General features: G+C 39.7%; 20 protein-coding genes. 15 read left to right on the forward strand and 5 right to left on the reverse strand.

The window, feature by feature from the left end:
• Positions 1–3 precede the first annotated feature (3 nt).
• The 5 genes from B4Z47_RS20280 to B4Z47_RS20300 all read left to right on the forward strand — a co-directional run bounded on the left by B4Z47_RS20280 (position 4) and on the right by B4Z47_RS20300 (position 2,113).
• The gene (locus tag B4Z47_RS20280) at positions 4–282 is read left to right on the forward strand and encodes a hypothetical protein (RefSeq protein WP_070570022.1); all 279 of its coding nucleotides are present in this window, start codon (positions 4–6) and stop codon (positions 280–282) included.
• A gap of 313 nt (positions 283–595) precedes the next feature.
• The gene (locus B4Z47_RS20285) at positions 596–1,174 is read left to right on the forward strand and encodes a hypothetical protein (RefSeq protein ID WP_070570023.1); all 579 of its coding nucleotides are present in this window, start codon (positions 596–598) and stop codon (positions 1,172–1,174) included.
• Between the two features lie 3 nt (positions 1,175–1,177).
• Positions 1,178–1,630, forward strand: a complete 453-nt coding sequence (locus B4Z47_RS20290) for a DUF5675 family protein (RefSeq protein WP_286727774.1) — start codon at positions 1,178–1,180, stop codon at positions 1,628–1,630.
• A 23-nt stretch (positions 1,631–1,653) separates the two neighbouring features.
• Positions 1,654–1,959, forward strand: a complete 306-nt coding sequence (locus B4Z47_RS20295) for a hypothetical protein (protein ID WP_286727775.1) — start codon at positions 1,654–1,656, stop codon at positions 1,957–1,959.
• The gene (locus B4Z47_RS20300) at positions 1,946–2,113 is read left to right on the forward strand and encodes a hypothetical protein (RefSeq protein ID WP_286727776.1); all 168 of its coding nucleotides are present in this window, start codon (positions 1,946–1,948) and stop codon (positions 2,111–2,113) included. Before B4Z47_RS20295 ends, B4Z47_RS20300 begins: the two co-directional genes overlap by 14 nt.
• A gap of 67 nt (positions 2,114–2,180) precedes the next feature.
• On the opposite strand, the gene B4Z47_RS20305 is transcribed toward B4Z47_RS20300, so the two are convergent.
• Positions 2,181–3,350, reverse strand: a complete 1,170-nt coding sequence (locus B4Z47_RS20305) for a homing endonuclease associated repeat-containing protein (RefSeq protein WP_286727777.1) — start codon at positions 3,348–3,350, stop codon at positions 2,181–2,183.
• Between the two features lie 593 nt (positions 3,351–3,943).
• On the opposite strand from B4Z47_RS20305, the gene B4Z47_RS20310 reads away from it, so the two are divergent.
• Positions 3,944–5,011 (forward strand): Fic family protein, encoded by a 1,068-nt coding sequence (locus B4Z47_RS20310; protein WP_286727778.1) that lies wholly within the window; start codon positions 3,944–3,946, stop codon positions 5,009–5,011.
• A 103-nt stretch (positions 5,012–5,114) separates the two neighbouring features.
• Here B4Z47_RS20310 and gldM read toward each other — a convergent pair whose 3' ends face one another.
• Positions 5,115–6,650, reverse strand: coding sequence for a gliding motility protein GldM (gene gldM / locus B4Z47_RS20315; RefSeq protein WP_088159909.1), 1,536 nt, complete (start codon positions 6,648–6,650; stop codon positions 5,115–5,117).
• 30 nt (positions 6,651–6,680) lie between these two features.
• On the reverse strand, positions 6,681–7,493 hold the full coding sequence (gene gldL / locus B4Z47_RS20320; protein ID WP_088159910.1) for a gliding motility protein GldL: 813 nt from the start codon (positions 7,491–7,493) through the stop codon (positions 6,681–6,683).
• 824 nt (positions 7,494–8,317) lie between these two features.
• On the opposite strand from gldL, the gene B4Z47_RS20325 reads away from it, so the two are divergent.
• Complete coding sequence (locus B4Z47_RS20325) at positions 8,318–9,403, forward strand: mechanosensitive ion channel family protein (protein WP_244294461.1); 1,086 nt, start codon at positions 8,318–8,320, stop codon at positions 9,401–9,403.
• A gap of 124 nt (positions 9,404–9,527) precedes the next feature.
• On the opposite strand, the gene B4Z47_RS20330 is transcribed toward B4Z47_RS20325, so the two are convergent.
• Both B4Z47_RS20330 and B4Z47_RS20335 read right to left on the reverse strand, forming a co-directional pair.
• Positions 9,528–9,869, reverse strand: a complete 342-nt coding sequence (locus tag B4Z47_RS20330) for a HipA N-terminal domain-containing protein (protein WP_208734241.1) — start codon at positions 9,867–9,869, stop codon at positions 9,528–9,530.
• A 6-nt stretch (positions 9,870–9,875) separates the two neighbouring features.
• Entirely contained in the window at positions 9,876–10,166 is a 291-nt protein-coding gene (locus B4Z47_RS20335; protein ID WP_070570037.1) for a helix-turn-helix domain-containing protein, read from the reverse strand.
• Between the two features lie 280 nt (positions 10,167–10,446).
• Here B4Z47_RS20335 and B4Z47_RS20340 point away from each other — a divergent pair, with 280 nt between their 5' ends.
• From B4Z47_RS20340 to B4Z47_RS20375, 8 genes are all read left to right on the forward strand, one after another.
• A complete protein-coding gene (locus B4Z47_RS20340) occupies positions 10,447–11,517 on the forward strand; it encodes an endonuclease/exonuclease/phosphatase family protein (protein WP_286727779.1) in 1,071 nt (356 codons plus the stop codon).
• Positions 11,518–11,671: 154 nt separating this feature from the next.
• Entirely contained in the window at positions 11,672–11,908 is a 237-nt protein-coding gene (locus B4Z47_RS20345; RefSeq protein WP_112375382.1) for a hypothetical protein, read from the forward strand.
• Between the two features lie 333 nt (positions 11,909–12,241).
• Entirely contained in the window at positions 12,242–13,072 is an 831-nt protein-coding gene (locus B4Z47_RS20350) for a helix-turn-helix domain-containing protein (RefSeq protein ID WP_286727780.1), read from the forward strand.
• Positions 13,073–13,334: 262 nt separating this feature from the next.
• A complete protein-coding gene (locus B4Z47_RS20355) occupies positions 13,335–15,581 on the forward strand; it encodes an LruC domain-containing protein (RefSeq protein WP_286727781.1) in 2,247 nt (748 codons plus the stop codon).
• Between the two features lie 136 nt (positions 15,582–15,717).
• The gene (locus B4Z47_RS20360; RefSeq protein ID WP_286727782.1) at positions 15,718–16,083 is read left to right on the forward strand and encodes a response regulator; all 366 of its coding nucleotides are present in this window, start codon (positions 15,718–15,720) and stop codon (positions 16,081–16,083) included.
• A complete protein-coding gene (locus tag B4Z47_RS20365; RefSeq protein ID WP_286727783.1) occupies positions 16,083–17,276 on the forward strand; it encodes a sugar transferase in 1,194 nt (397 codons plus the stop codon). Before B4Z47_RS20360 ends, B4Z47_RS20365 begins: the two co-directional genes overlap by 1 nt.
• A gap of 72 nt (positions 17,277–17,348) precedes the next feature.
• Positions 17,349–18,080: a TolC family protein gene (locus B4Z47_RS20370; RefSeq protein ID WP_286727784.1), complete on the forward strand. Its 732-nt coding sequence runs from the start codon at positions 17,349–17,351 to the stop codon at positions 18,078–18,080.
• A 2-nt stretch (positions 18,081–18,082) separates the two neighbouring features.
• The gene (locus B4Z47_RS20375) at positions 18,083–20,239 is read left to right on the forward strand and encodes a GumC family protein (RefSeq protein ID WP_286727785.1); all 2,157 of its coding nucleotides are present in this window, start codon (positions 18,083–18,085) and stop codon (positions 20,237–20,239) included.
• Positions 20,240–20,255: the final 16 nt, after the last annotated feature.

A 20,255-nucleotide genomic window follows, 5' to 3' on the forward strand; every position in this document is an offset into this window, starting at 1 on the left:
ATTATGGAAAAATTTTTTGAAGAAGTAAGATCCGAACTACGCGCGCTCGTACAGGCGGTGCAGGTGATCGCCAAGGAAGCGCGCCAGGTAAGCCAAAACCTGATCAATTCAACGTCCGAACTATTGGATAATACCGATATAAAAGAATTACTGCATATCAGGGATACCAAATTGGGGCAGATCAAACCCCAGCTCCCGGGCTACAATCTGGACGGTAAGGATTATTACTTTAAAAATGAAATCATTGCCTATATTAAGGCAAACCCTAAAAAGTACAAGTAGCGTGGAAGAGACAATTGCCCGGATTTTAGAAGTGCCGGATCTGGGCAATTTTACGCTTCACTCTAGCTTGACACAAGAAACACACTACCTCGACTAAACGATCACCCTACCTTAGCCCTTGTTAAGCTCAAGGATAACTCATGTGCAGGTGTCGTATTTAACCGTTTTCCATCGTATTCTACCGTATTTCACCGCAGTTACCTGTAGCTATTGACATCGCTTGCTTTCGAGTGCATATTTGTATCGTCAACGCAATGATGGGCGCCCTTTGTTGTGACGGTCAACAGATTATTTAACATTAAAAACACAAGTAATGGCAAAATCAAAAGGTAATGTCGTCATGGAGGGAGCATCAGGGACAGTAGGCAAGATGCTCGTATTTCGGCAACGTGGCGATCAGACAATCATCGCCCGCAGACCGACTTTTCAAAATAAAAAAGCACCCACAGTTAAACAGCTTGATGTACAAAATCGCTTTATGGATGCTTCGTTGTATGCACGTACGGCGATACAGGATCCTGACCTAAAGGCGGCCTATCAGGCCAAGGCTAATATCAACCAGACCGCCTTCAATGTAGCCTTTAAAGATTACTTTACGGCACCGGTCATTCGTCGTTGGGACGATAGTGGTTACCAAGGCAATGCCATGGATCAGATTTTATTTATGGTAAAGGATGTGATGAAGGTGGTGAAAGTACAGGTCGGAATTTTCGATGCAAATGACTTGGAGCTGGAAGTAGGGATGGCGCAGGACATGGACGGACAAGGGGTATCCTGGATGTACCAGGTGCAGGCCGATAATTCGAATTTCGAAAACGCGAAGTACCGGGTAACCCTAACGGATACGCCCGGGCATGAATATACCTATGAATTAGTATATGGCAATCCGTAACGTATGGAACTGACACTCAAACGTGTTCGGCAGGGGAATAATAGTACCCTGTCCGAACTCTACATCAACGGCACCTTCCAATGTTATGGTCTCGAAGACACTGTACGTGATGTAAAGATAAAAGGTCGGACAGCAATTCCTGCGGGAACCTACACACTTGGGCTCAACCGAGGGGGTGGCATGAATACAGCTTATAAAAAACGCTTCCCGGATATGCATCAGGGGATGATCGAAATTAGGACGATCCCCAATTTCAGTCTCGTGTACATTCATATCGGCAATACGCATGAAGATACGGAAGGCTGCCTGCTGGTCGGAACCTATTTTCATAAAAGTAATGACGATTGGGGTGTCTATCAGTCGGCCGAAGCCTATAAACAGTTGTATGAGACAATTATTGAACAGGTAAAAATGGGGCAAGTCACCTTAACGATCGAGAACAAGTTTACAGCCTAACGCGAGTTAAATACAAATGAGATATGAAAAAAATCATAGATAAAATTACAAAGGTCCTACAGGTGATCCTGCTGGCGCCTGTTAAGTTGCCAAATAAGGCGTTGAATATCGCTAAATATATCGCGCTCGGGCTTGGTATTGTGGACTCGGTCCTGGAAAAGGATACGGGCGAACCAGCGACAGAAGAGCGGACAGCTTCGGCAAATATGCCGGACGGACGGAGCCAAGTTGATGTACTGGATTATAGCCCACAGGCTGATCATCCCGATATGGATAAAAAGGCGGTTAAACGAACCCGCGGGAAAGGAGGGGCGGATGCGCTGGAGTGATGTTAAACTTTCAACAATTGGCGGCACTATTTGCGGGCTATGGGCTTCGTTCTCCGTGGGCGGACTATTGTACAGTGCATTGACTGCCCTTGTCGGGACACTCGTCAGCTTTCTATTGAGCCGATGGTTAAATCGTATGTTCAGGAAGAAATAGCTTGTATTGGACTCCACCAGAATTAGAATCCACCTTAAAATGAACTTTTTAAGGTGGATCTTAATCTTTAACTCTTTTTTGCGTATCGTGGTTTTTTGAGGATATTGCGTAGCTCCTCTTCGGAATATGCTTTGCTTCTTGCTGGTATTAGTTCGAAACCGCAGACCAGACGTAGTCCATTCATATTAAAAAAACGACTTTCGTAAATATCTCTGGTGTAGCCTGTTAGTTCGGTTAGTTTTGAGCGTGGCATACCGTTGGTGTAACCATGTTCGATACTTTTACGTTTATAGAGGTCGGCTAGCTCTTTTTTGCTCAGTTTGCACTTACAGGGGGACTGGCGGGCTGGTTTCAGACCAACGGACTGCAAAAATTTATTGAGTGGAAGGCCTGTTTTCCAGACCATAGCCCCTGAGGTAACCCCCATTTTGGCTTCTAGTTCCTTAGTCGTTGGTGTGCGCTTCAGTTCTTTTGCCAAACTCAGATAATGATCTTTTATGCTGAATTTGGTGACAGGAATTTTTGTTCCGGCTATATAACATAAATTATTCCATCCGAATTTTTCTTTAATGTACCACACGGATGGGTAATTATCGGGTTTAAGGCGTTGGTAATCTTTGTAATATTTAATTTTATGTTTTTTTATCAACCTGATCACATTTTCTTTCGCCTCAGATTCCGTCATGGTGGTTATTCTAAAGTAGGCGTTCAATCCTGCATATTCAAGGACGTCGGCCCATTTATTGACTTTAAAATGGGTAATGTATGATTGATCATTATATAGTCCATTTTTACGGAGACAGTCTGAAATAGTTGGGGAGCGATGGTGTTTGATATAGAATCTGACCAGTGAATTTTTGAGTTTTCCGATAGATGGTACCCGACGGTCATTGGGATCAAAACCTCCCGCTGCAATAAATTTGTTCCATGAGCCGAAATATTTATTGATGCTTGTGGCTTTTGATGAAAACTCCTTGTTCATCGGTATGCGGCCCTGCTCATTGTAGAAGTCGTTTAATAAGGCCAATAATTCGGGTTTAATTTGTTCGGGCGTCTTGTTTACATTGGGTTTAAGACCAGCCTCAAGAATAAAATTGTTCCAGGTGCCAAAATGGCGCCGGGCAATTGTATTGATATTTTCCATTTCACGGCGTACAGGGGAGCGTCCATGCTGCCTATAAAATTCCTGCACTTTTGAAAAAGCATCTTGTATTATCTTCTCCTCAATAGGTGTCAAATTGTATTTCTTTTTAGTGGTTTTAACTATGGTTTATTTTATTAAATATAATGATTGATTTTAAAGACATAAAATTTTACTGGTAGAATTGTGTTCATGTTCGAACGAGAACTAATGTCAACCCTGCTGATACTTCTTTCGTGCGGACGATGCTACCAGAGGTACAGCTGTAAATTGAGGGGTGAATGGCAAATATGAGGGGTGAACAGTAAATATGAGGGGCGAATGACCACAAAAAACAAATGCCCTGTTTCTACGCAGGGGCATTTGCTTGTTAAGTAGATGTAGGTCGGTTACATTAATTTGCCGTCAAAGCAACGGCGTTGAGCTGTCTGGAAGTTTAATCTGTACCGACAGCTACTATGTTGTCGCGGATCACGAGGGTGCCTGAATACCGCTTTAAGGTCTAAAATAGGTATTACCTTAAAATGTAATGTTTTTTAAGGCGATGAATCTGCTAAATAGCAACTTTAAGGCCTAAAATAGGTATTACCTTAAAATATAGTGTTTTTTAAGGTAAGCTTGGTATATTTGTCATATGGCATTATATCATTAGTCCCGATAGAAATACCCCATGGAATGGGCTTCCTGAATTGCCGATAGCTCCCGAATACTATCAGACTGTCCAAATATATGCGCAACTGGGAAATGCTAAAGCGGCAATAGGCCGTCTACAGGGGCAAAGTATTGTCATACCAAACCAGGGTATTTTAATCAATTCCATTAGTTTGCAAGAGGCTAAGGCTTCGAGTGCGATAGAAAATATCTTTACGACAGACGATGAATTGTATCAAGCATTCAGTGAGTCTCAGCAGCAACAGATACAAGGAGCCACCAAAGAAATTCTAAATTATCGCGAAGCACTGTGGGATGGGTATCATTATCTATCCAATGGGGGAATCATTGACCGCGATTATTTTATCCGCATGTATCGCATCGTTAGTCAGTTCTCTGACGGTATAAGAACGCCCATTGCACAGATCTATATCAAGCAAGGGGGATCTGGACCAAACGCAGGAAAAGCACATTATACGCCCCCAAGAGGGATAGGATTGGTAGAACAAAAGCTGGATAATTTAATTGAATTTCTCAATAATGATACAAAATATCCTTTGGATCCACTTTTAAAAATGGTCATTGGACATTTCCAGTTTGAAGCAATTCATCCCTTCAGGGATGGCAATGGCCGTACGGGACGTATATTTAATATTCATTATCTGACACAGAAGGGCTTGCTCGATTACCCCATCTTATTTATGAGCCGATATATCATGGAGCATAAAGAAGCGTACTACGATGGTCTTGCTGGTGTTTCTCAGCGGGGTAACTGGAAAAATTGGATTTTGTATATGTTGAAAGCTGTAGAGGAAACCGCGATATTGACCTATAACAAAATCAATGATATTATTGCGGCCAAAGATGCGATATTGGATGCTATTGTCCAAAAAGGAGATATAATGCGGCCCGAACTCTTGGTAGAAGCTATATTCACGCAACCTTTTACACGTGTTAAACACTTAACGGATCAGGGGGCCTATGCCGAAAATACGGCTCGCAAATATCTTGATCAGCTCTCCGATATAGGCATACTCGAAAAACGTGCGGTGAGCCGTAACGTGTATTACCTAAACCTAGAATTATATCGCATTTTATCTGAATAAAAAAAACCTGCTCCCAGAAAGAGCAGGGCTTACGTTTGTTAACAACTGCCCCTGCATTCTATGCAGGGGCAGTTGCTTGTTAAGTAGATGTAGGTCGTTTACATTAATTTGCAGTCAAAGCAACTGCATTGAGCTGTCTGGAAGTTCCATCTGGACCCACAGCAACAATATTGTCAAAGATGACGCGTGTGCCAGGTACAATACCATTTAATGCAGATGACATGCTTGAACTCAGTTGCCCGCCCGAAGTCGACAAAACGATGGCGTCTGCGCGTGGTTTGGCAATAATCATGGTAAACTTGGTAACTTTAAAGGTAGCATCAAAGTCAAAGTTATCCAGTTTTGCAAAAAGAGCATTCTGCGCTTTAAGTGCCACAGTAGCCATCGAACCGCCTGTTTTACCAGCAAACTTGGCAATAGGATCAGGAATGCGTTTCACACGGAATTCTGTCGAACTCAGGGTCTGTGTTTTTCCAGGTGCTACCTCCGCGGATACTGAAATATGTGCTGTACCCGGTGAACTTACCTTCACATTATATTTACCACCACCGGCACTGGAAATACTACCACCACTCATACTGACACGAACTTTATCTGTGGGAGTACCCGGCGCGGATACCGAAATAGGGTTGTTCACACCGATATAAAGTACATTCATTTTGTCTGGCGATACGACCGCTGAAGGACGTGCAACTTGGTAGGTTTGTACAGGGGTCCGATATTCTTTGTAGGATCCATCGGTTTGTTTTACTTTGATCACACCGGTCCAGGTATAGATACCTTCCCGACTGGTATTGACCGAATAAACACCTTTTCCATCTACCACCTGAAGTGATGATCCATTAACAGAAATGGCCGGTTCAGATTTTGAATCGGATGCCGTCAAAAACACTTCGGCTTTATAAGGTTGCCCTTGGACCAAATAGGAGGTCGGGGCAACAGCAACTGCTGCAAATTTGTCTAAGTTCACAACGGCCTGATCCATTTTACCTAAAATAAGTTTGACCACGTCGGACTCTGCATTCTGTGCATCGGTCTGAATTTTGGTTAAAATAGTCATCGCTGCGGTCAAAGGTGTACCACTGCCGAAATTAATTTCTTCCCAGGATTTTTTACCGTTTATAGATTTCTCCGGATCTTTAGCCTCCAAAGAGAACGAGACCATCTTTTGTTCTTCAGGTGTCAGTAGGGCCAACAGTTTGGTACGTGTTGAATTGATTTTGTCTTTTAAGACGGTTCCTTTTTTCTCATTGATCATCAGATTCGGTGAAATGTCTTCGTTTTCACGTTGGGCCAGATCGCCCTTTTCTTCATCGTATCCACCACCTTGTTTAACGAACTCTTCTTTTAAAGAACCAATATATTGATTGAGTTCTCCAATAATAGCCTGCGCTTTTTTTGCCTTGTCGTAGATTGGTTTGGCACGTGCGGGTTCTTCTTTTAACTTGGTGTTTTCGAACGCGGCGAACAGTTGTTGAACGGCTGTGCTCACATTCGATTTGGATGTTTCGAGACTGTTATTGATATTTTTGAATGCATCCAAGATGGAATCCGGTACATTGAGCGCCAATAAGGCGAGCAGGACCAGATAGAGGATGCCAATCATCCTTTGTCTTGGAGTTTCTCTTCCTAATGCCATTGTTTTTGATTTAAGTAATACAAGAATTAATTACACACGCGGCTGATTCATCGCGCTCAACATGTTGCCATAAATGGCATTCAAGGCATTGAGGTTTTTTGCTAGCTTGCCCACTTCATCTTTAAATGCTTTGGAATCATCCAGCGATTCGTTGAAGTTCTGCATAGTAAAGCTTAGGTTCTCATAAAACTTGTTCATCGATTGTAAATGTGAGGCCGAATCGCGTAACTCACGTTCATACATCGCATTTAATTGGCTTAGGTTGGTTGTCAAACTTTTTACCTGTTCGTGGTAGTTGGACGTATCGCCAGAGGTATTCGACATGGCGACTAGGTTTTGCGAAGCTTTTTCAAACGCTAGGCTCAGGTTATCAAACTTAGAAGTTGCTGTTCGGAGCTTATGGGTGAATTCTTCTGTCGCAAGTGAAACATCTGAAAGCTTATTGATAGCGGATACTTTTTCGCTGAAATCACGTAGGCCACGACCGAGATTTTCAATGCTTGCGGGTTCAATATTTGCATCGGCGAACATTTTGTCCAAAGCAGCTGTGGCCGATGGGCCTGCAGGTTGGGCAACCACAGTTTTTCCTCTTTGAGGTAGCTCCCCAGTAAAATTATCGTCCAATTCAGGATAGACACGTGTCCAGTCTGGTTCTGCAGGAGGGGGATTAAAGCCCATTAAAAAGAATAGGAAGGCTTCTACAGCCAAACCGATTCCGATCATATAATTGGCTGTGGTGCCACCGATATGTAGAATCTTAAATAGTACCCCAATGATGACGATACTCGCTCCCCAGGATATGGCCACATTCAGCCATCTAGAATTGTCTTTTTTCTTGCTCATTGTTTATCTATATTGTTGGTTTAATTTTTTTTGGAAAGTTTGATGTTCCGCATCTTTTAAATTTCTTAATAAACGGAGATTACCTCTTACATAGTATATTTAAGTAATGCACTACATAAAGTTAGTCACCTGTCTGTCATTGGCTCTTTGGGCTCAAAAAACATACCAAAAGGCTGTTCGAGGATAGTCTTATCTGTTAATGCTGATAATTTAAGTTAAGGGGATCAAATTCTTGGACATATTTGTGGTGATTTGCTAGAGATTGATTGGATTTTGCTGTAAAGAATGTTCAAAGAACATATTTTTTGATGGTTAAATATAAAATAAAAAAAAAGGTTTTCAATCGGGGAGATGAAAACCTTTAAATAACCAATTATAAACCTATTAAGGTGTTGTAAATATAGGGTATATTATTGTTTTTTGCAAAATTTAATCTGTTTTTTATTTGTTTTTTTTGATAAAAATTTATTTTTATTTGATTTTTCACTTCTTTTTGCCTCTATTTCTTTTGTTTTAGCATATAATTGCTCTATTTTTCATTTTATTTTTCCGTTTATGCTTATTAATATTGTTTTTTTTGGTTTTATCACTTAATATTATTGTGTAATAATGTTTTTTTTAATTTTTATTTTGAAGAATTCTTGATTTTTGGGATTGTGCATGTCTTTTTATTATGGCGTATCAACATTCATGTGCTTAGCAAAGTGCATGGCCGTATTCTTTGCTGTTTATTTAACCAATCTTTCTCAAAATAAAACAAACGTTAACCCTGCTGAGCAGTTATACTTTAATAAAGACAAGTGTTAACACAAAGAAAGAACAGTATGATGAACGAAACATTAATTCAACTTTCACAGAAATGGCCCGCATGGCTCTGGAATATTGCATTAATTCTATTTTCATTTTTGATTGGTATTTTGATTAAGCTGATATTTATTCCTTTATTGCGCAGGCAGGCCATTGAACAGGAATCGTATTCCCTTTTCCGTTCCTTTATCCGTCGCTTTAACCGTGTGCTGAGTGTATTTATCCCATTAATTGTCTTTAACAGTTTGTTGCCTTTCGCACAATTTAACGAAAGGACCCTCCGCGTCGTGACCAAAACCAATGAACTTTTATTGGTCGGTTTCTTTGCTGTTGTGCTGATACAGGGGATTAAGGTTTTTGAAGATTATCTCTATCATCGTTTTGATATCAATAAGGAGAATAACCTGCGCGAACGAAAGATTAGAACGCAAATCGTCTTTATACGAAAAGTGGTCGTCACCCTCATCATCGTAATTTCTTTGGCGATTATCCTATTAAGCTTTGATAGCATGCAGAAAATCGGTGCTGGCTTGCTTACTGGCGTGGGGGTTGGCGGTATTATCATCGGTTTTGCTGCACAGAAGTCCTTGGGAAATTTACTTGCTGGCTTTCAGATTGCTTTTACACAGCCTATCCGAATGGATGACGTCTTGGTTGTTGAAGGGGAATGGGGGCGTGTGGAGGAAATCAATCTCACTTACGTAGTAGTCAATATCTGGGACAAACGCCGTTTGGTATTGCCCATCACCTATTTTATCGAAAAACCATTCCAAAATTGGACACGTACGACTTCTGAAATATTGGGTACTGTATTTATCTATACAGATTTTACCGTACCTGTGCAGCTATTGCGTGAGAAATTGACAGCCTTACTTACCGGACACCCCCTTTGGGACGGTAAAGTCAATGTGCTTCAGGTAACTGATTTTAAAGAGCGTACCATGGAGATCCGCTGCCTGATGAGCTGCCGCAATTCGGGGCAAGCTTTTGACCTGCGTTGTTTTATCCGCGAGGAGATGATAGCGTATATCCACACGAACTTCCCGAATGCGCTAGCCAGGACAAGGGTGGATTATCAGGAGAGCGAGCAATTGGGTATTTAATAGCTGAGGAGCGCTTGATAAACGATGGTCTCTTGAAAATAGTAGGGGTAGGTGATGGATGATCTAGAAATGTGTTTTAAATGCTCTACTCATTAATTCTTTTTCTGCTCTTGATATGCCAATCTTATCTGCAAATCAATATCATACAAGAAGGGGGCTTTTCGCCACGCCCCTTTGCCAACTGAGCATCGCGTCTTTTCATGAGTGTTCGCCCCCAAGTGTCGGGCATACTGTCTAGAAATATACCGAAGTTTCCTTTTTCGCTAGCATATTGTGTTCCTGAAAAAAACTGTATTTCAGGGTCTAAGATTTGAAGTTGCTCCGATTTCAACCATATTTTATCGTATTCAAAACTGAATGCCTTTTTACCTTTAGCAAAATGTGCTGAGAGGGTCCCTATAAGTTTAGGCTCCGCCATCCCTTTCCAGTGCGCATATACGTATATATCAAACTTGTTGTGTGCCATTGATTGCTACTTCAATAATTCGAGATCTTGTAGTTTTCTTCCTAAATCATCGTCTGCTGCTAATTGCAATACATCATTTTGTAGCCCCAATACCCGGAGCACATTTAAATATGCGCCAAATGCGACGCTTGTATCTCCTTTTTCAATAAGGTATAAGGTTGAACGCGCAATTCCAGCTCGCTCTGCAACTTGAATAGTTGTTAATTTACGACGCTTTCTTGCTAACTTAATATTTTCGCCTACTTGTTCCATAAGTTTGGCTAACTTAGGGAAAATGATTTGTTTCTTAGAGCTCATATATTATTTTTGTTCGCTATTATAAACAAAAGTAGTTAAAATGATTGAAATAGCAATCATTTTTTATTTTTAGCTTTGTTTTATCTAAGCTGTTATATTCGGGAACAAATGATTGCGTATATCCACACGAACTTCCCGAATGCATTAGCCATGACACGCGTGGATTATATGAAGGGCGAGCAATTGGGTATTTAATAGCTGAGGAGCGCTTGATAAATGATGGTCTGTTGGAAATAACCGTAATTTGTTTAAGTTTGTTTAAAATGTTTGCTCGAACGATATGCTGATTTTCTATACTGTTTTCTCAGGGTTATTAATTTTACTGAGTATATTACCCTTTGCCCAAAGCCAGCATTGGATCTTTCGGGTAGCTGAATTTGTGAAGCTGCAGCTGCTGGTATTTCAGGTGCCCACATTGGCTTTGGGCTTTTATCTTGTGACTGAAGACCCCTGGCTATGGTGGTTGCAAGGTGTACAGTTGGCGTTGATTGTATACCATGCCTATCTATTGATACGTTACACCAAATTTTGGCGTCGCGAAAAATATGAAAAGGGCAAGGATGCTTCTGATAGTATCAAAGTGATCTCCTGTAATGTACTGCAATTCAATACGGCTTATGATCGCTTTATTGACCTGATTCAGAAAGAAAAGCCACATATCTTTTTGACCATGGAAAGTGATGCCGCATGGGAAAAAGCCTTACGTGTACTGGAAAAGCCTTATCCCAATTTTGAGAAGGTTACGCTGGACAATACCTACGGTATGCATTTTTATACCAATCTGAAGGTTAACAAATGTCAAGTGCATTATTTTGTAGCAGATGATATTCCCAGTATTGAAGCTGAACTGGAAACTGCCGATGGACATCGTTTTATCTTTTTTGCTGTGCATCCACCGCCGCCGAGTCCGACAGAAGAGGAAACTTCCAAAGAAAGGGATGGCGATCTGCTCAGTGTGGCTAAACGGGTGCGCGATTACAAAATGCCCGTAGTTGTCACGGGAGATTTTAATAATGTGGCCTGGGCCAAATCTTCGCTCTTGTTCAAGAAAACCAGCAGATTGATCGATGCACGCATCGGACGTGGCGTTCTTTCCACCTTTCATGCCAATTATTGGTTTTTCAGAGTGCCTCTGGATCTATTGTTTCATAGTCCAACCGTATTTATCGACAAATTGTTTATTTATCCTTCTGTGGGGTCCGATCATTTTCCGATGGGCTGTACATTCTTTATTGATCGCTACTCCGAAGAGCAGGCTGAAGATATTGAACACTTGGAAGCTGGGGATATGGCCGACGTCAATGCGATGATTGCTGATGGAAAAGAGGAAGTAAGTGATAATCGGTGTTAACGGTTAATCGTGCCAACATTTTGCGCTGCATTATTGTATGTTTGGTCGGGCTTATGATCAATATATCTTAAGGAATTATACATTGCTATTTCTTTACTGAAGCAGGAAAAGAACATTCCCAAGTCTTTCCATATTTCACATCGAGGTTTGTGATATGGAAAACAATAAACTTACTTCTCGGTGCTTGCGCGCATGTTTATTTATATGTGCCCTCGCCACTTCAATTGCTGGCCTTGCCCAAGAAAATAAATCCCTGCCCGATAAAATACATCATGCCGAACCTTTATATAATGATCTTGTACGGGATCTTGGTGCGCGGAAGGGGGAGAAGGACAGACAGACCATTTTATCGGTATTGAGGTCAATCAGGAAATTTCTTCCGATGAGATAAGAACAATTTTGCATCCCCAGATTAAGTTAGGACTTAACAACAAATTGGCTATCGGTATGGCTGTGGGATTGCCTCTTAGTGGCAAAGAAAAAACACTTAGTGGCTTTTGGAGGCTGATCTATCAATTATAATTTGTGAAAAATAATGTATGAAATGTGCTTCTGATGACGGGAATACCTGCTTCCTTACCATAAGGTTGCCTTGAAAATGAAGACAGATAAAACTGTGATACAATATGAGGCGAGTTTTTGTGTTCGGGATTTATTTACTAAATTGCTTCACGCCTAAGCACGTAAAATGTTTTTCAGGCATTACATGCGGTAAATAATTATTATGGAATTTGGAGTTCATCGGGTTATTGGTGTAGAACGGGAGTCTTCGGAAATTAAGGATGCAACAGCAAAAGAGAACTATGTCGTTCTTTTTGTGTCAAGTGGCGGCTGTAGCATGCAGATCAATAAACAGATCACTGAGATTGAGGAATATAGTCTAGTTTTGATTCCGCGCGGGATACAAATCGAAGCCAACACAAATGAACAGCGCCCATTTTTGATTATCTATTTTTCGGAAAGTTTTTTTGCACGTACCGAGGTTGATACGGCCTTCCTTCGAAACTTCAAGTCATTTAACAAAAGTGAATATACCTATCGAACACTTAGCGTGCCCAAAGAATACGCGACCTACTATGAATTTGTAGGCATGCAGCTGAAACTGTCCAAGCAGAATTATAATCAGGAAATTTATCGGGATTTGGCACATAATATCGTGAAGCAGATTGTGCTTCTGGCGGCTATATATGCAGAAGATCGTCAATCGGGCGAACTGCTGGGGCAGCGGACGGAAGTATCATTGGTGCGACGTTTTCAGGAGCTTGTTGAAAAACATGTAAAAAAGGAAAAACAGGTTGCTTTCTACGCGGATCAATTAAATATAGGAAGTAAAAAATTGACCAATCTCACCAAGGAGACGCTAGGGGTGACGCCGAAAGGAGTTATTATGGAAGAATTACTGCGGATTAGTAAAAAGCTAATCGTTGAATCCTCCCTCAGCATTAAAGAGATTGCTTGGGAACTTGGATATACTGATGTCAATAACTTTAGCGCCTTTTTTCTGAAAGAAACAATGGTGACACCAACAGAATACCGAAAGAGTAATCAGCAATAGTAGGTAAACATCTTTTTGTTAGTTATAATCTCTTTTGTAGTTTATATTATGTTTTTTTGTAGCCTTGTAGTTGAACCGCTACAAGATTTGCAATTTACACTGTAGCTGCGATTTTTGTAGTAGACTCCCTAAAATTAGTTATATATTTGCTTAAACAGTTCTAGCTTAGATTATTTGTAAAGCCACGTATAAAATCTGTTTCGGTCAACGATGGTGCTGTTTTGTATCGATTTATTATTATTTGATCTATTATTATTTAATTATGTATAGCAGAAAATGCTTAAATCTCTTCTTGGTGGGTCTAGCAGGGATTACGCTCTTTGGGGCAAGTTGCTCAAAAGTAAAAGACTTGTACAACGAAACTGATACTGGCTCCGATTCTTCGTCCTTGTTTACAGATGGGGTTAATGTTCCAACAGATTTTATGTGGAGCTCGGCTCGAGCTGTAGATGTGCGCGTTGCCGTTGATGATAAATTTAGCGGTAAATACTTCTATCGGGTAGAGATTTTTGATAACGATCCAGCCCTTGGTGCGGAAGCGAACCTTTTGGCTGCAGGACAGGCAAAATCTGGTCAGGATTTCGTTGGCAAGCTGATGGTTCCCACCGTAGCGAAATACATCTATTTGAGAGAAACCTCTCCGCTGGGTGTTGCTGCAATCAGTATGGTTGAAGTTGGGCAACAAAATACAATCAGCGTCGATGGTACAAAAGCGGGATCAAGCAGCAAAGCGAGCGTTTTGCGTGGTTCTACATCGTCTGCCTTGCTTGGCAGTGGAGGCTTGAAGGCAGCAGCGTCGACTGCAGAAGCTGCAACCGTAGTCGTTCCTAGCGATGCTGTTGAAATAAATGGTAATGGTTCTATATATGTTGAATCAAATAAATCCTATGTCGTCAAGTCTGGAGTTACCTTTACAGGTACCATTAATGCTAATAATGGTTCCAGTAATGTAAAAATATATGTTCAGGGGGTATGGAAAAATACAGGCAATGAATTCAATTTGGGGGGTAATAATACATTAATAGTGGCGCAAGCTGGTTCAATTCAGTTAGCTCATGTTACCCAAAATACCAACGGAAGGTTTGAAAATTATGGCGCTGCTTCTTTGTCTAAAATGACAACAACAAACAGTTCGCTTTATATAAATTATGGAACATTGGATGTTAATGAGGCGACAGTAACTAATGGAAGTTTTACAAACTATGGTGTGGCGACAATCCAAAATCTGAGCAGTTCAACAAATGGTACAGTCGTACGCAATGAGGGCACACTTACTGTGCAAAATGCGACTTTGACAAATGCAACATTAGAGGCTGTATGTCATACTACAATTAAAACTATGAAAACAAACGGGGCTACGATCTCGATTGCTTCAGGTTCATTATTAAGTTTAGAAGATTTAAATGCTACCGGAACAAAGATAAATTTGGCTGCTTCGTCTATATTGGATGTTACAACTAAAGTCACTTTTGATACTTGGTCTAACAATTTGATGGGGCCCTCCTCTGGTCAAGCACTGGCACGTTTGAAAAAGGTTGAACTAATAAAGGGGGGAACGCCAATTACATACTCAGGTAATGTAGAGGTTGCTTGCTCTGATCATACGCCCAATGAGCAATATAATACTTATTATGTGGTTAATAGCCCAGCAAAAATAGTTCCTTACGATAAATCAACAGTTGTAATTTCGGGTACTTCGTGTAATGCTGGTGGTAATAATGCAGCTGGCGGTAATCCCAATGATCAAACAGTAACTGAAGTTAAGTTGGGTACTTATTCGTATGCTTTTGAAGATAATTGGCCGTCAATTGGAGATTATGATATGAATGACTTTGTGGTGGATGTGGCTATCACAAAAGTTCAAAATTCTGCAAATAAAATCACTAAACTCAAATTGGTAAATAAAATTAGATCTGTCGGCGCCAAAAATAGACTTGCTGCAGCTATTCAGTTGGATGGTATATTGGCCACCAACGTGAAATCTGTAAAATATACAAATGAGAATTTGGTTGGACAGAACTTACCATTGGGCTCCAACGGTGTAGAATCTAACCAAAAGTATGCTGTAGTAACATTATGTGATGATGCGCATAAGGCATTTGGTATTTCGGATACACAATTCATTTCAACACAAAACGGTAATTTTCAACCGGTTGAATCTGAGATCACAATAGAATTTACATCTCCTTTGGATAATTTTACTTTTGCGGACCTGAACTCTTTTATTATTACAAATGGATATAAAGTAAGTTCACGAACTGAAATTCATTTGGTTGGATATAAAGCAACTGATAAAATGAATAAAGCGTTAGTGGAGAACCTAACCGCAAAAGGACAGCTCTCTGCTAATGATCCTTTTAGATCGTCAAAAGGAGAGCCATGGGGATTATGTATACCTGGGTCGTTTGTTTATCCAAATGAATATAAAAAAATAACCGGTGTTTATCCCAAATTTGAAAGTTGGGCATTGAGTAGCGGTTCTCAGGATACCAATTGGTATGTGAAATAGAAAAATATTGCTATAAGAGGAAAAAAGGCTACATCTAAAAGAGTACCCCTCTCATGGGGTACTTAAAACTAATTAATTTTGTTTTTAAAGCATACAATTTATTTGGTTAATTACCGTTAAAAAACGTAGGAGATCCATGAAAAAAAAGATTGTAATAATTGATGATAAGTTGGCTATAGGCCAGCTAATTACGTTGTACTTAAACGCGGATTACGATTTTCGCTTTTTCAATAATGCGTTGGATGCTTATAATTGGTTGAAAGATGGAAATGGGGTCGATTTGATTCTTTCTGATTATACAATGCCTGAAATGAATGGCTACGATTTACTGCTGATGATCAAACAAAACGAGTTTCTGAAAGATATCCCTGTTATCTTTTTGTCTGGCGAAGATAATTCGAATACACGGATCAACCTGCTTGAAGCGGGAGCGGAAGATTTCATTTTAAAACCTTTTAATCCGCTTGAGCTCAAGTTGCGGATTAAAAAAGCATTGAAATAATGCCTCAATATAGCGATTATATATACTTTGGTGATAATATCGAAACTTTTGATTATTTTCATGAACAAGTTCAAGATACTTTGGGCGTGGATTTGAAATTTTTTAATTTTTTCGAGACCATGAATATGTATTTTCAGGAGCAAAAAGATCAATTTTTTTCGGTAGTCTTCTACGAAAAAAGTAAAAGTCTCTCCAAAGATCTAGCACAGTTGGCCAAGCTGGCCACGCATGGCAAGGATATTTTACTTATTTTGGTCGGAAATGACTTTTCGCATTTTGAAAAACAATCCTATTTTGATGCCGGGGTTACAAACACCATCAGCCCTCGTGCAAATGGAGATGTATTTCAATCAGTAAAAAAATATATACATTTATATTTTGAAGCTACGGCGCAAACTGAAAAATTTGAATCCATTACAGCTTCTTTTCCTAAAATTAGTATTCCTTTTGGTAAAAGGATGTTTGATATCGTTGTGTCATTGATTTTAATCTTGTTTCTTTCTCCCATTCTCTTATTCGTTTATTTTGCAATTAAGGTGGAAAGTAAAGGGCCTGCGGTATATAAATCCAAACGGATCGGTTCGGGTTATTTTATGTTTGATTTTTATAAATTCAGATCGATGTATCCGGATGCAGATAAACGATTGAAGGAATATATGGCGCTCAACCAGTATGCGGATACAACACGAGCTGTTGTTTCAAATGCCTCTACTATTCATGACAGTAATGAAGCCCAGTATTTCAGTTTAGATGATCTCCGAGATGTGCTTATAGGCGACGAGGTGGTGGTCAAAGGTACAGATACTGGCAACAAGCAAAAAAAAGCAGCTTTCTTTAAGCTGGAGAAAGATCCACGAGTCACAAAGGTTGGTCGTATTCTTCGGAAATATAGTCTTGATGAACTTCCGCAATTATTTAATGTCCTCAACGGTGATATGTCTATTGTTGGAAATCGACCATTACCATTGTATGAAGCCGAGATGTTGACAACGGATGATAGTGTTGAACGTTTTATGGCGCCTGCAGGGATAACGGGATTATGGCAAGTGGAGAAAAGAGGAGATAATGGAAGTATGTCCGACCAGGAACGAATTCAGCTGGATATTAATTATGCCAAAAATTATTCGATCTGGATGGATTTGAAAATTTTGTATAAAACCTTTTCTGCATTTATCCAGAAAGCGGATGTTTAAGTTTTAGGAATGGTAAATAATTAAATGAAAATATATAACGGGCTCATGTCTATAAAATGTTGTTGTCTGAATATGAAGAAAATTATCCTGATGCTTTTATTCTTAATTACTGTTGGTTCGCTCAGTTTTGGGCAAAGTGTTACCCTGCCAGCGGAAGGATTAGATTATACGAAACTTTTACTTCCCTCGCTGGAGGAACTTTTTGAAAATGCCAAGAAGAGCCCGAGTGTTGAGATGTTTGAATCTAAGATGATGGAGCAGGATAATCAACTAAAAACTGAGAAGAGAAGCTGGCTAAAATATTTTAAGGTTGGTGGATCCTGGCAATATGGAAATATAGGGGTGAATTCAATGTTCACAGATCAAAACACACCCTTGTTTTACCAGTATTCCGGGGCGACGCAAAATGCCCGCTTTGTTAGCGGGACGGTTTCTGTGCCATTTGATGACTTATTTGATCGATCTAATCGTGTCAAACGACAAAAGATGCAACGTCGTTCTACTGAATTGGAAATGGAAAAATGGTTTGACGAGCAGAAACTTCGCATTATCGATTCTTACGTTAAATTGACCAGCGCAATGTCTGTCTTGAAAAAGATAGCAGAAAACTTGACATTAACACAAGCACAAGTAAAATCTCTAGAAGCGGATTTTGCGAATGGTAATGCCGAAATTGCTGCTCTCACTGTAGCAAAGAAAATGGAAGTGGACGCTTATGAAACTTTTAAAATAACAGAAGGTACGATCACAGCAGAGCTTTTACATCTGGAAATTTTGAGTCGAACTAAAATTATCAGTAAATAAAGATGGGTATAGTGATTTACATTATAAAATCTTTGTACAGATTTAAATGGTGGTTGATTGTATTACCACTGATGGTCATGGGCATTGTTATTTATTTCACCAGAAATATGAATAGACAATACGAATCAGATATGACTATTTATACAGGCATAATCTCTGCTAATGGTACTGAACTTAGCCAAGATGGCAAGCAAGACTGGAATATCCTTAAAAATTCATTGTTAAACGTGATCAATACCATCGGGTCAAAAGAAACGATGCGGGTAGTGTCTTTAAAACTATTCGCTAGAACGATGATTAATGGGGATATGGAGAAAGACAATATTTATATTTCTAGTGCTCATTTCCGTGAACTGTTAGCTATTACACCACCCGCTGTCAGAAAATTAATCGATAAAACATCCGAAGAACGTACCGTAGAAAATTTAAAAAGATATGAAAAGGTGGATGCCAAAAATTTTGTCTATGGCTTATTTAATTGGAATCATCCTTATTTTAGCTATGGAGCTTTAAGCAAAATAGATATTAAACAGATCGATAATAGCGATATTTTGCATGTTTATTATGAAAATAATGATGCTGGCATCACTTATCAAACATTGCATATACTGAGCGAGGTTTTTGGGGACGAATATAAAACTCTTCAATATAGTAATACCAATAATGTAATAAAGTATTTCGAAGCGGAACTGGCCCGCATTGGAAAAGACTTATTTATGAAAGAGGATTCTCTTACCAAATTCAATGTGCAAAACCGTGTAATTCATTACGATAAACAAACCGAGGCTGTTACAATTTTGGACAAAGATTATGAAATCCGTAAACAGGATGCCTTATCTGCACGAAACAGAGCGCAGGCGAGTATAGCGCAATTAGAGTCGGGAATAGATGCTAACATTAAAAGTATTAAAAGCAATTCTCAATTTTTGGCCAAAATGAATGAAATATCGGATTTAAATTATTCAATTTCACAAATTGAATCCACTCAGCCTGATTCATTAAACACGGTCAAAAATTCAGCGTCGACACTTCAAGATCTTAAATCGAAATTAAAAAATCAGGAGCGGGATTTCCGCAACTTTATTCAGGATTATTCCAGCCAGAAATATACTAAAAATGGGTATCCGAATGCAAATTATGTGACGTTGTGGATTGACGAATTATTGAAACTGGATCAGGCGCAAGCAGATATTAAAGTAGTGGATGATTTTAAAGGTGAATTGGATAAAATGTACTCGCATTACTCCCCAATAGGTTCATTACTCAAACGTCAAGAACGCGGTATTAATTTTACTGAACAGAGCTATCTTTCCGTTTTGGGTGGGTTGAATGCCGCGCGGCTTCGCCTAAAGAGCTTGGAGATGAGTGCTGCCACATTAAAAGTAATCAATCCGGCAACTTATCCACTTAACTCCAAGCCAACCAAACGTAAAATGTTGGTTATAGGTTCTTATTTTGCGACCCTGGCGTTTTTACTGGGCTGCATTCTGGTCTTGGAATTGCTAGATCGAACTTTACGGGATAAGCAGCGAACAGATCGTGTCACAAAAGGAAATACCGTCGGCGCATTTCCGAATAAAAAAATGGGACGATATAGTGAGCAGATCAAAAGAATGGCATCAAAATCTTTGGCAAATCAGTTGTTCAACTACTATCAGCGAGGAAATGCTGTCAATTTTATTAATATATTAAAGTTGGATGAAACGATTGATAGTGGGAATCTCATGCAATATATTCGGGATGAATGGGATACGATAGGCCTTAAGGTGGGTATTCTGCAAGAGGGAAAAGACTTTAATGCCAAATCTCGTGAATTTTTGATCGAATCAACCCTCTTGGAACGAATCAAGCTTGACGAAAATGATTTCACACTTGTAGGTCATACAAATGCATTTGATATCCCTGTCCCCCCATTCTACCTCTCTCAGGCAGCTGTAAATCTATTGTTGTTGGACGCAGAGTCCGCATGGAAGGAGGAAGATGATGAATTATTTAAGGAGATCGTTGAACGAAGCGGGACAGTGCCTGTTTTAATATGTCTTATGAATGCGGATCGATTTGCTACAGAGACATTTACGGGAATGTTGCCGCCTTATAGTTTCTTCAGAAAGTTGGAATATAGATTTTCACAATTGGGAATCACTGCATCTAAAGCTTAAATGGTACCAAAAAGGA

The organism is Sphingobacterium sp. UBA2610, assembly GCF_002339225.1.
Classification (GTDB): Bacteria; Bacteroidota; Bacteroidia; order Sphingobacteriales; family Sphingobacteriaceae; genus Sphingobacterium; species Sphingobacterium multivorum.

What these genes read in the sequence shown, in the direction of transcription:
- B4Z47_RS20370 (WP_286727784.1), top strand. Translation starts at nt 17,349, where the DNA reads ATGAAGAAAATTATCCTGATGCTTTTATTCTTAATTACTGTTGGTTCG.
- gldM (WP_088159909.1), bottom strand. Translation starts at nt 6,650, where the DNA reads ATGGCATTAGGAAGAGAAACTCCAAGACAAAGGATGATTGGCATCCTC.
- B4Z47_RS20345 (WP_112375382.1), top strand. Translation starts at nt 11,672, where the DNA reads ATGGAAAACAATAAACTTACTTCTCGGTGCTTGCGCGCATGTTTATTT.
- B4Z47_RS20300 (WP_286727776.1), top strand. Translation starts at nt 1,946, where the DNA reads ATGCGCTGGAGTGATGTTAAACTTTCAACAATTGGCGGCACTATTTGC.
- gldL (WP_088159910.1), bottom strand. Translation starts at nt 7,493, where the DNA reads ATGAGCAAGAAAAAAGACAATTCTAGATGGCTGAATGTGGCCATATCC.
- B4Z47_RS20365 (WP_286727783.1), top strand. Translation starts at nt 16,083, where the DNA reads ATGCCTCAATATAGCGATTATATATACTTTGGTGATAATATCGAAACT.
- B4Z47_RS20355 (WP_286727781.1), top strand. Translation starts at nt 13,335, where the DNA reads ATGTATAGCAGAAAATGCTTAAATCTCTTCTTGGTGGGTCTAGCAGGG.
- B4Z47_RS20280 (WP_070570022.1), top strand. Translation starts at nt 4, where the DNA reads ATGGAAAAATTTTTTGAAGAAGTAAGATCCGAACTACGCGCGCTCGTA.
- B4Z47_RS20375 (WP_286727785.1), top strand. Translation starts at nt 18,083, where the DNA reads ATGGGTATAGTGATTTACATTATAAAATCTTTGTACAGATTTAAATGG.
- B4Z47_RS20295 (WP_286727775.1), top strand. Translation starts at nt 1,654, where the DNA reads ATGAAAAAAATCATAGATAAAATTACAAAGGTCCTACAGGTGATCCTG.
- B4Z47_RS20325 (WP_244294461.1), top strand. Translation starts at nt 8,318, where the DNA reads ATGATGAACGAAACATTAATTCAACTTTCACAGAAATGGCCCGCATGG.
- B4Z47_RS20285 (WP_070570023.1), top strand. Translation starts at nt 596, where the DNA reads ATGGCAAAATCAAAAGGTAATGTCGTCATGGAGGGAGCATCAGGGACA.
- B4Z47_RS20360 (WP_286727782.1), top strand. Translation starts at nt 15,718, where the DNA reads ATGAAAAAAAAGATTGTAATAATTGATGATAAGTTGGCTATAGGCCAG.
- B4Z47_RS20340 (WP_286727779.1), top strand. Translation starts at nt 10,447, where the DNA reads ATGCTGATTTTCTATACTGTTTTCTCAGGGTTATTAATTTTACTGAGT.
- B4Z47_RS20290 (WP_286727774.1), top strand. Translation starts at nt 1,178, where the DNA reads ATGGAACTGACACTCAAACGTGTTCGGCAGGGGAATAATAGTACCCTG.
- B4Z47_RS20330 (WP_208734241.1), bottom strand. Translation starts at nt 9,869, where the DNA reads ATGGCACACAACAAGTTTGATATATACGTATATGCGCACTGGAAAGGG.
- B4Z47_RS20350 (WP_286727780.1), top strand. Translation starts at nt 12,242, where the DNA reads ATGGAATTTGGAGTTCATCGGGTTATTGGTGTAGAACGGGAGTCTTCG.
- B4Z47_RS20335 (WP_070570037.1), bottom strand. Translation starts at nt 10,166, where the DNA reads ATGAGCTCTAAGAAACAAATCATTTTCCCTAAGTTAGCCAAACTTATG.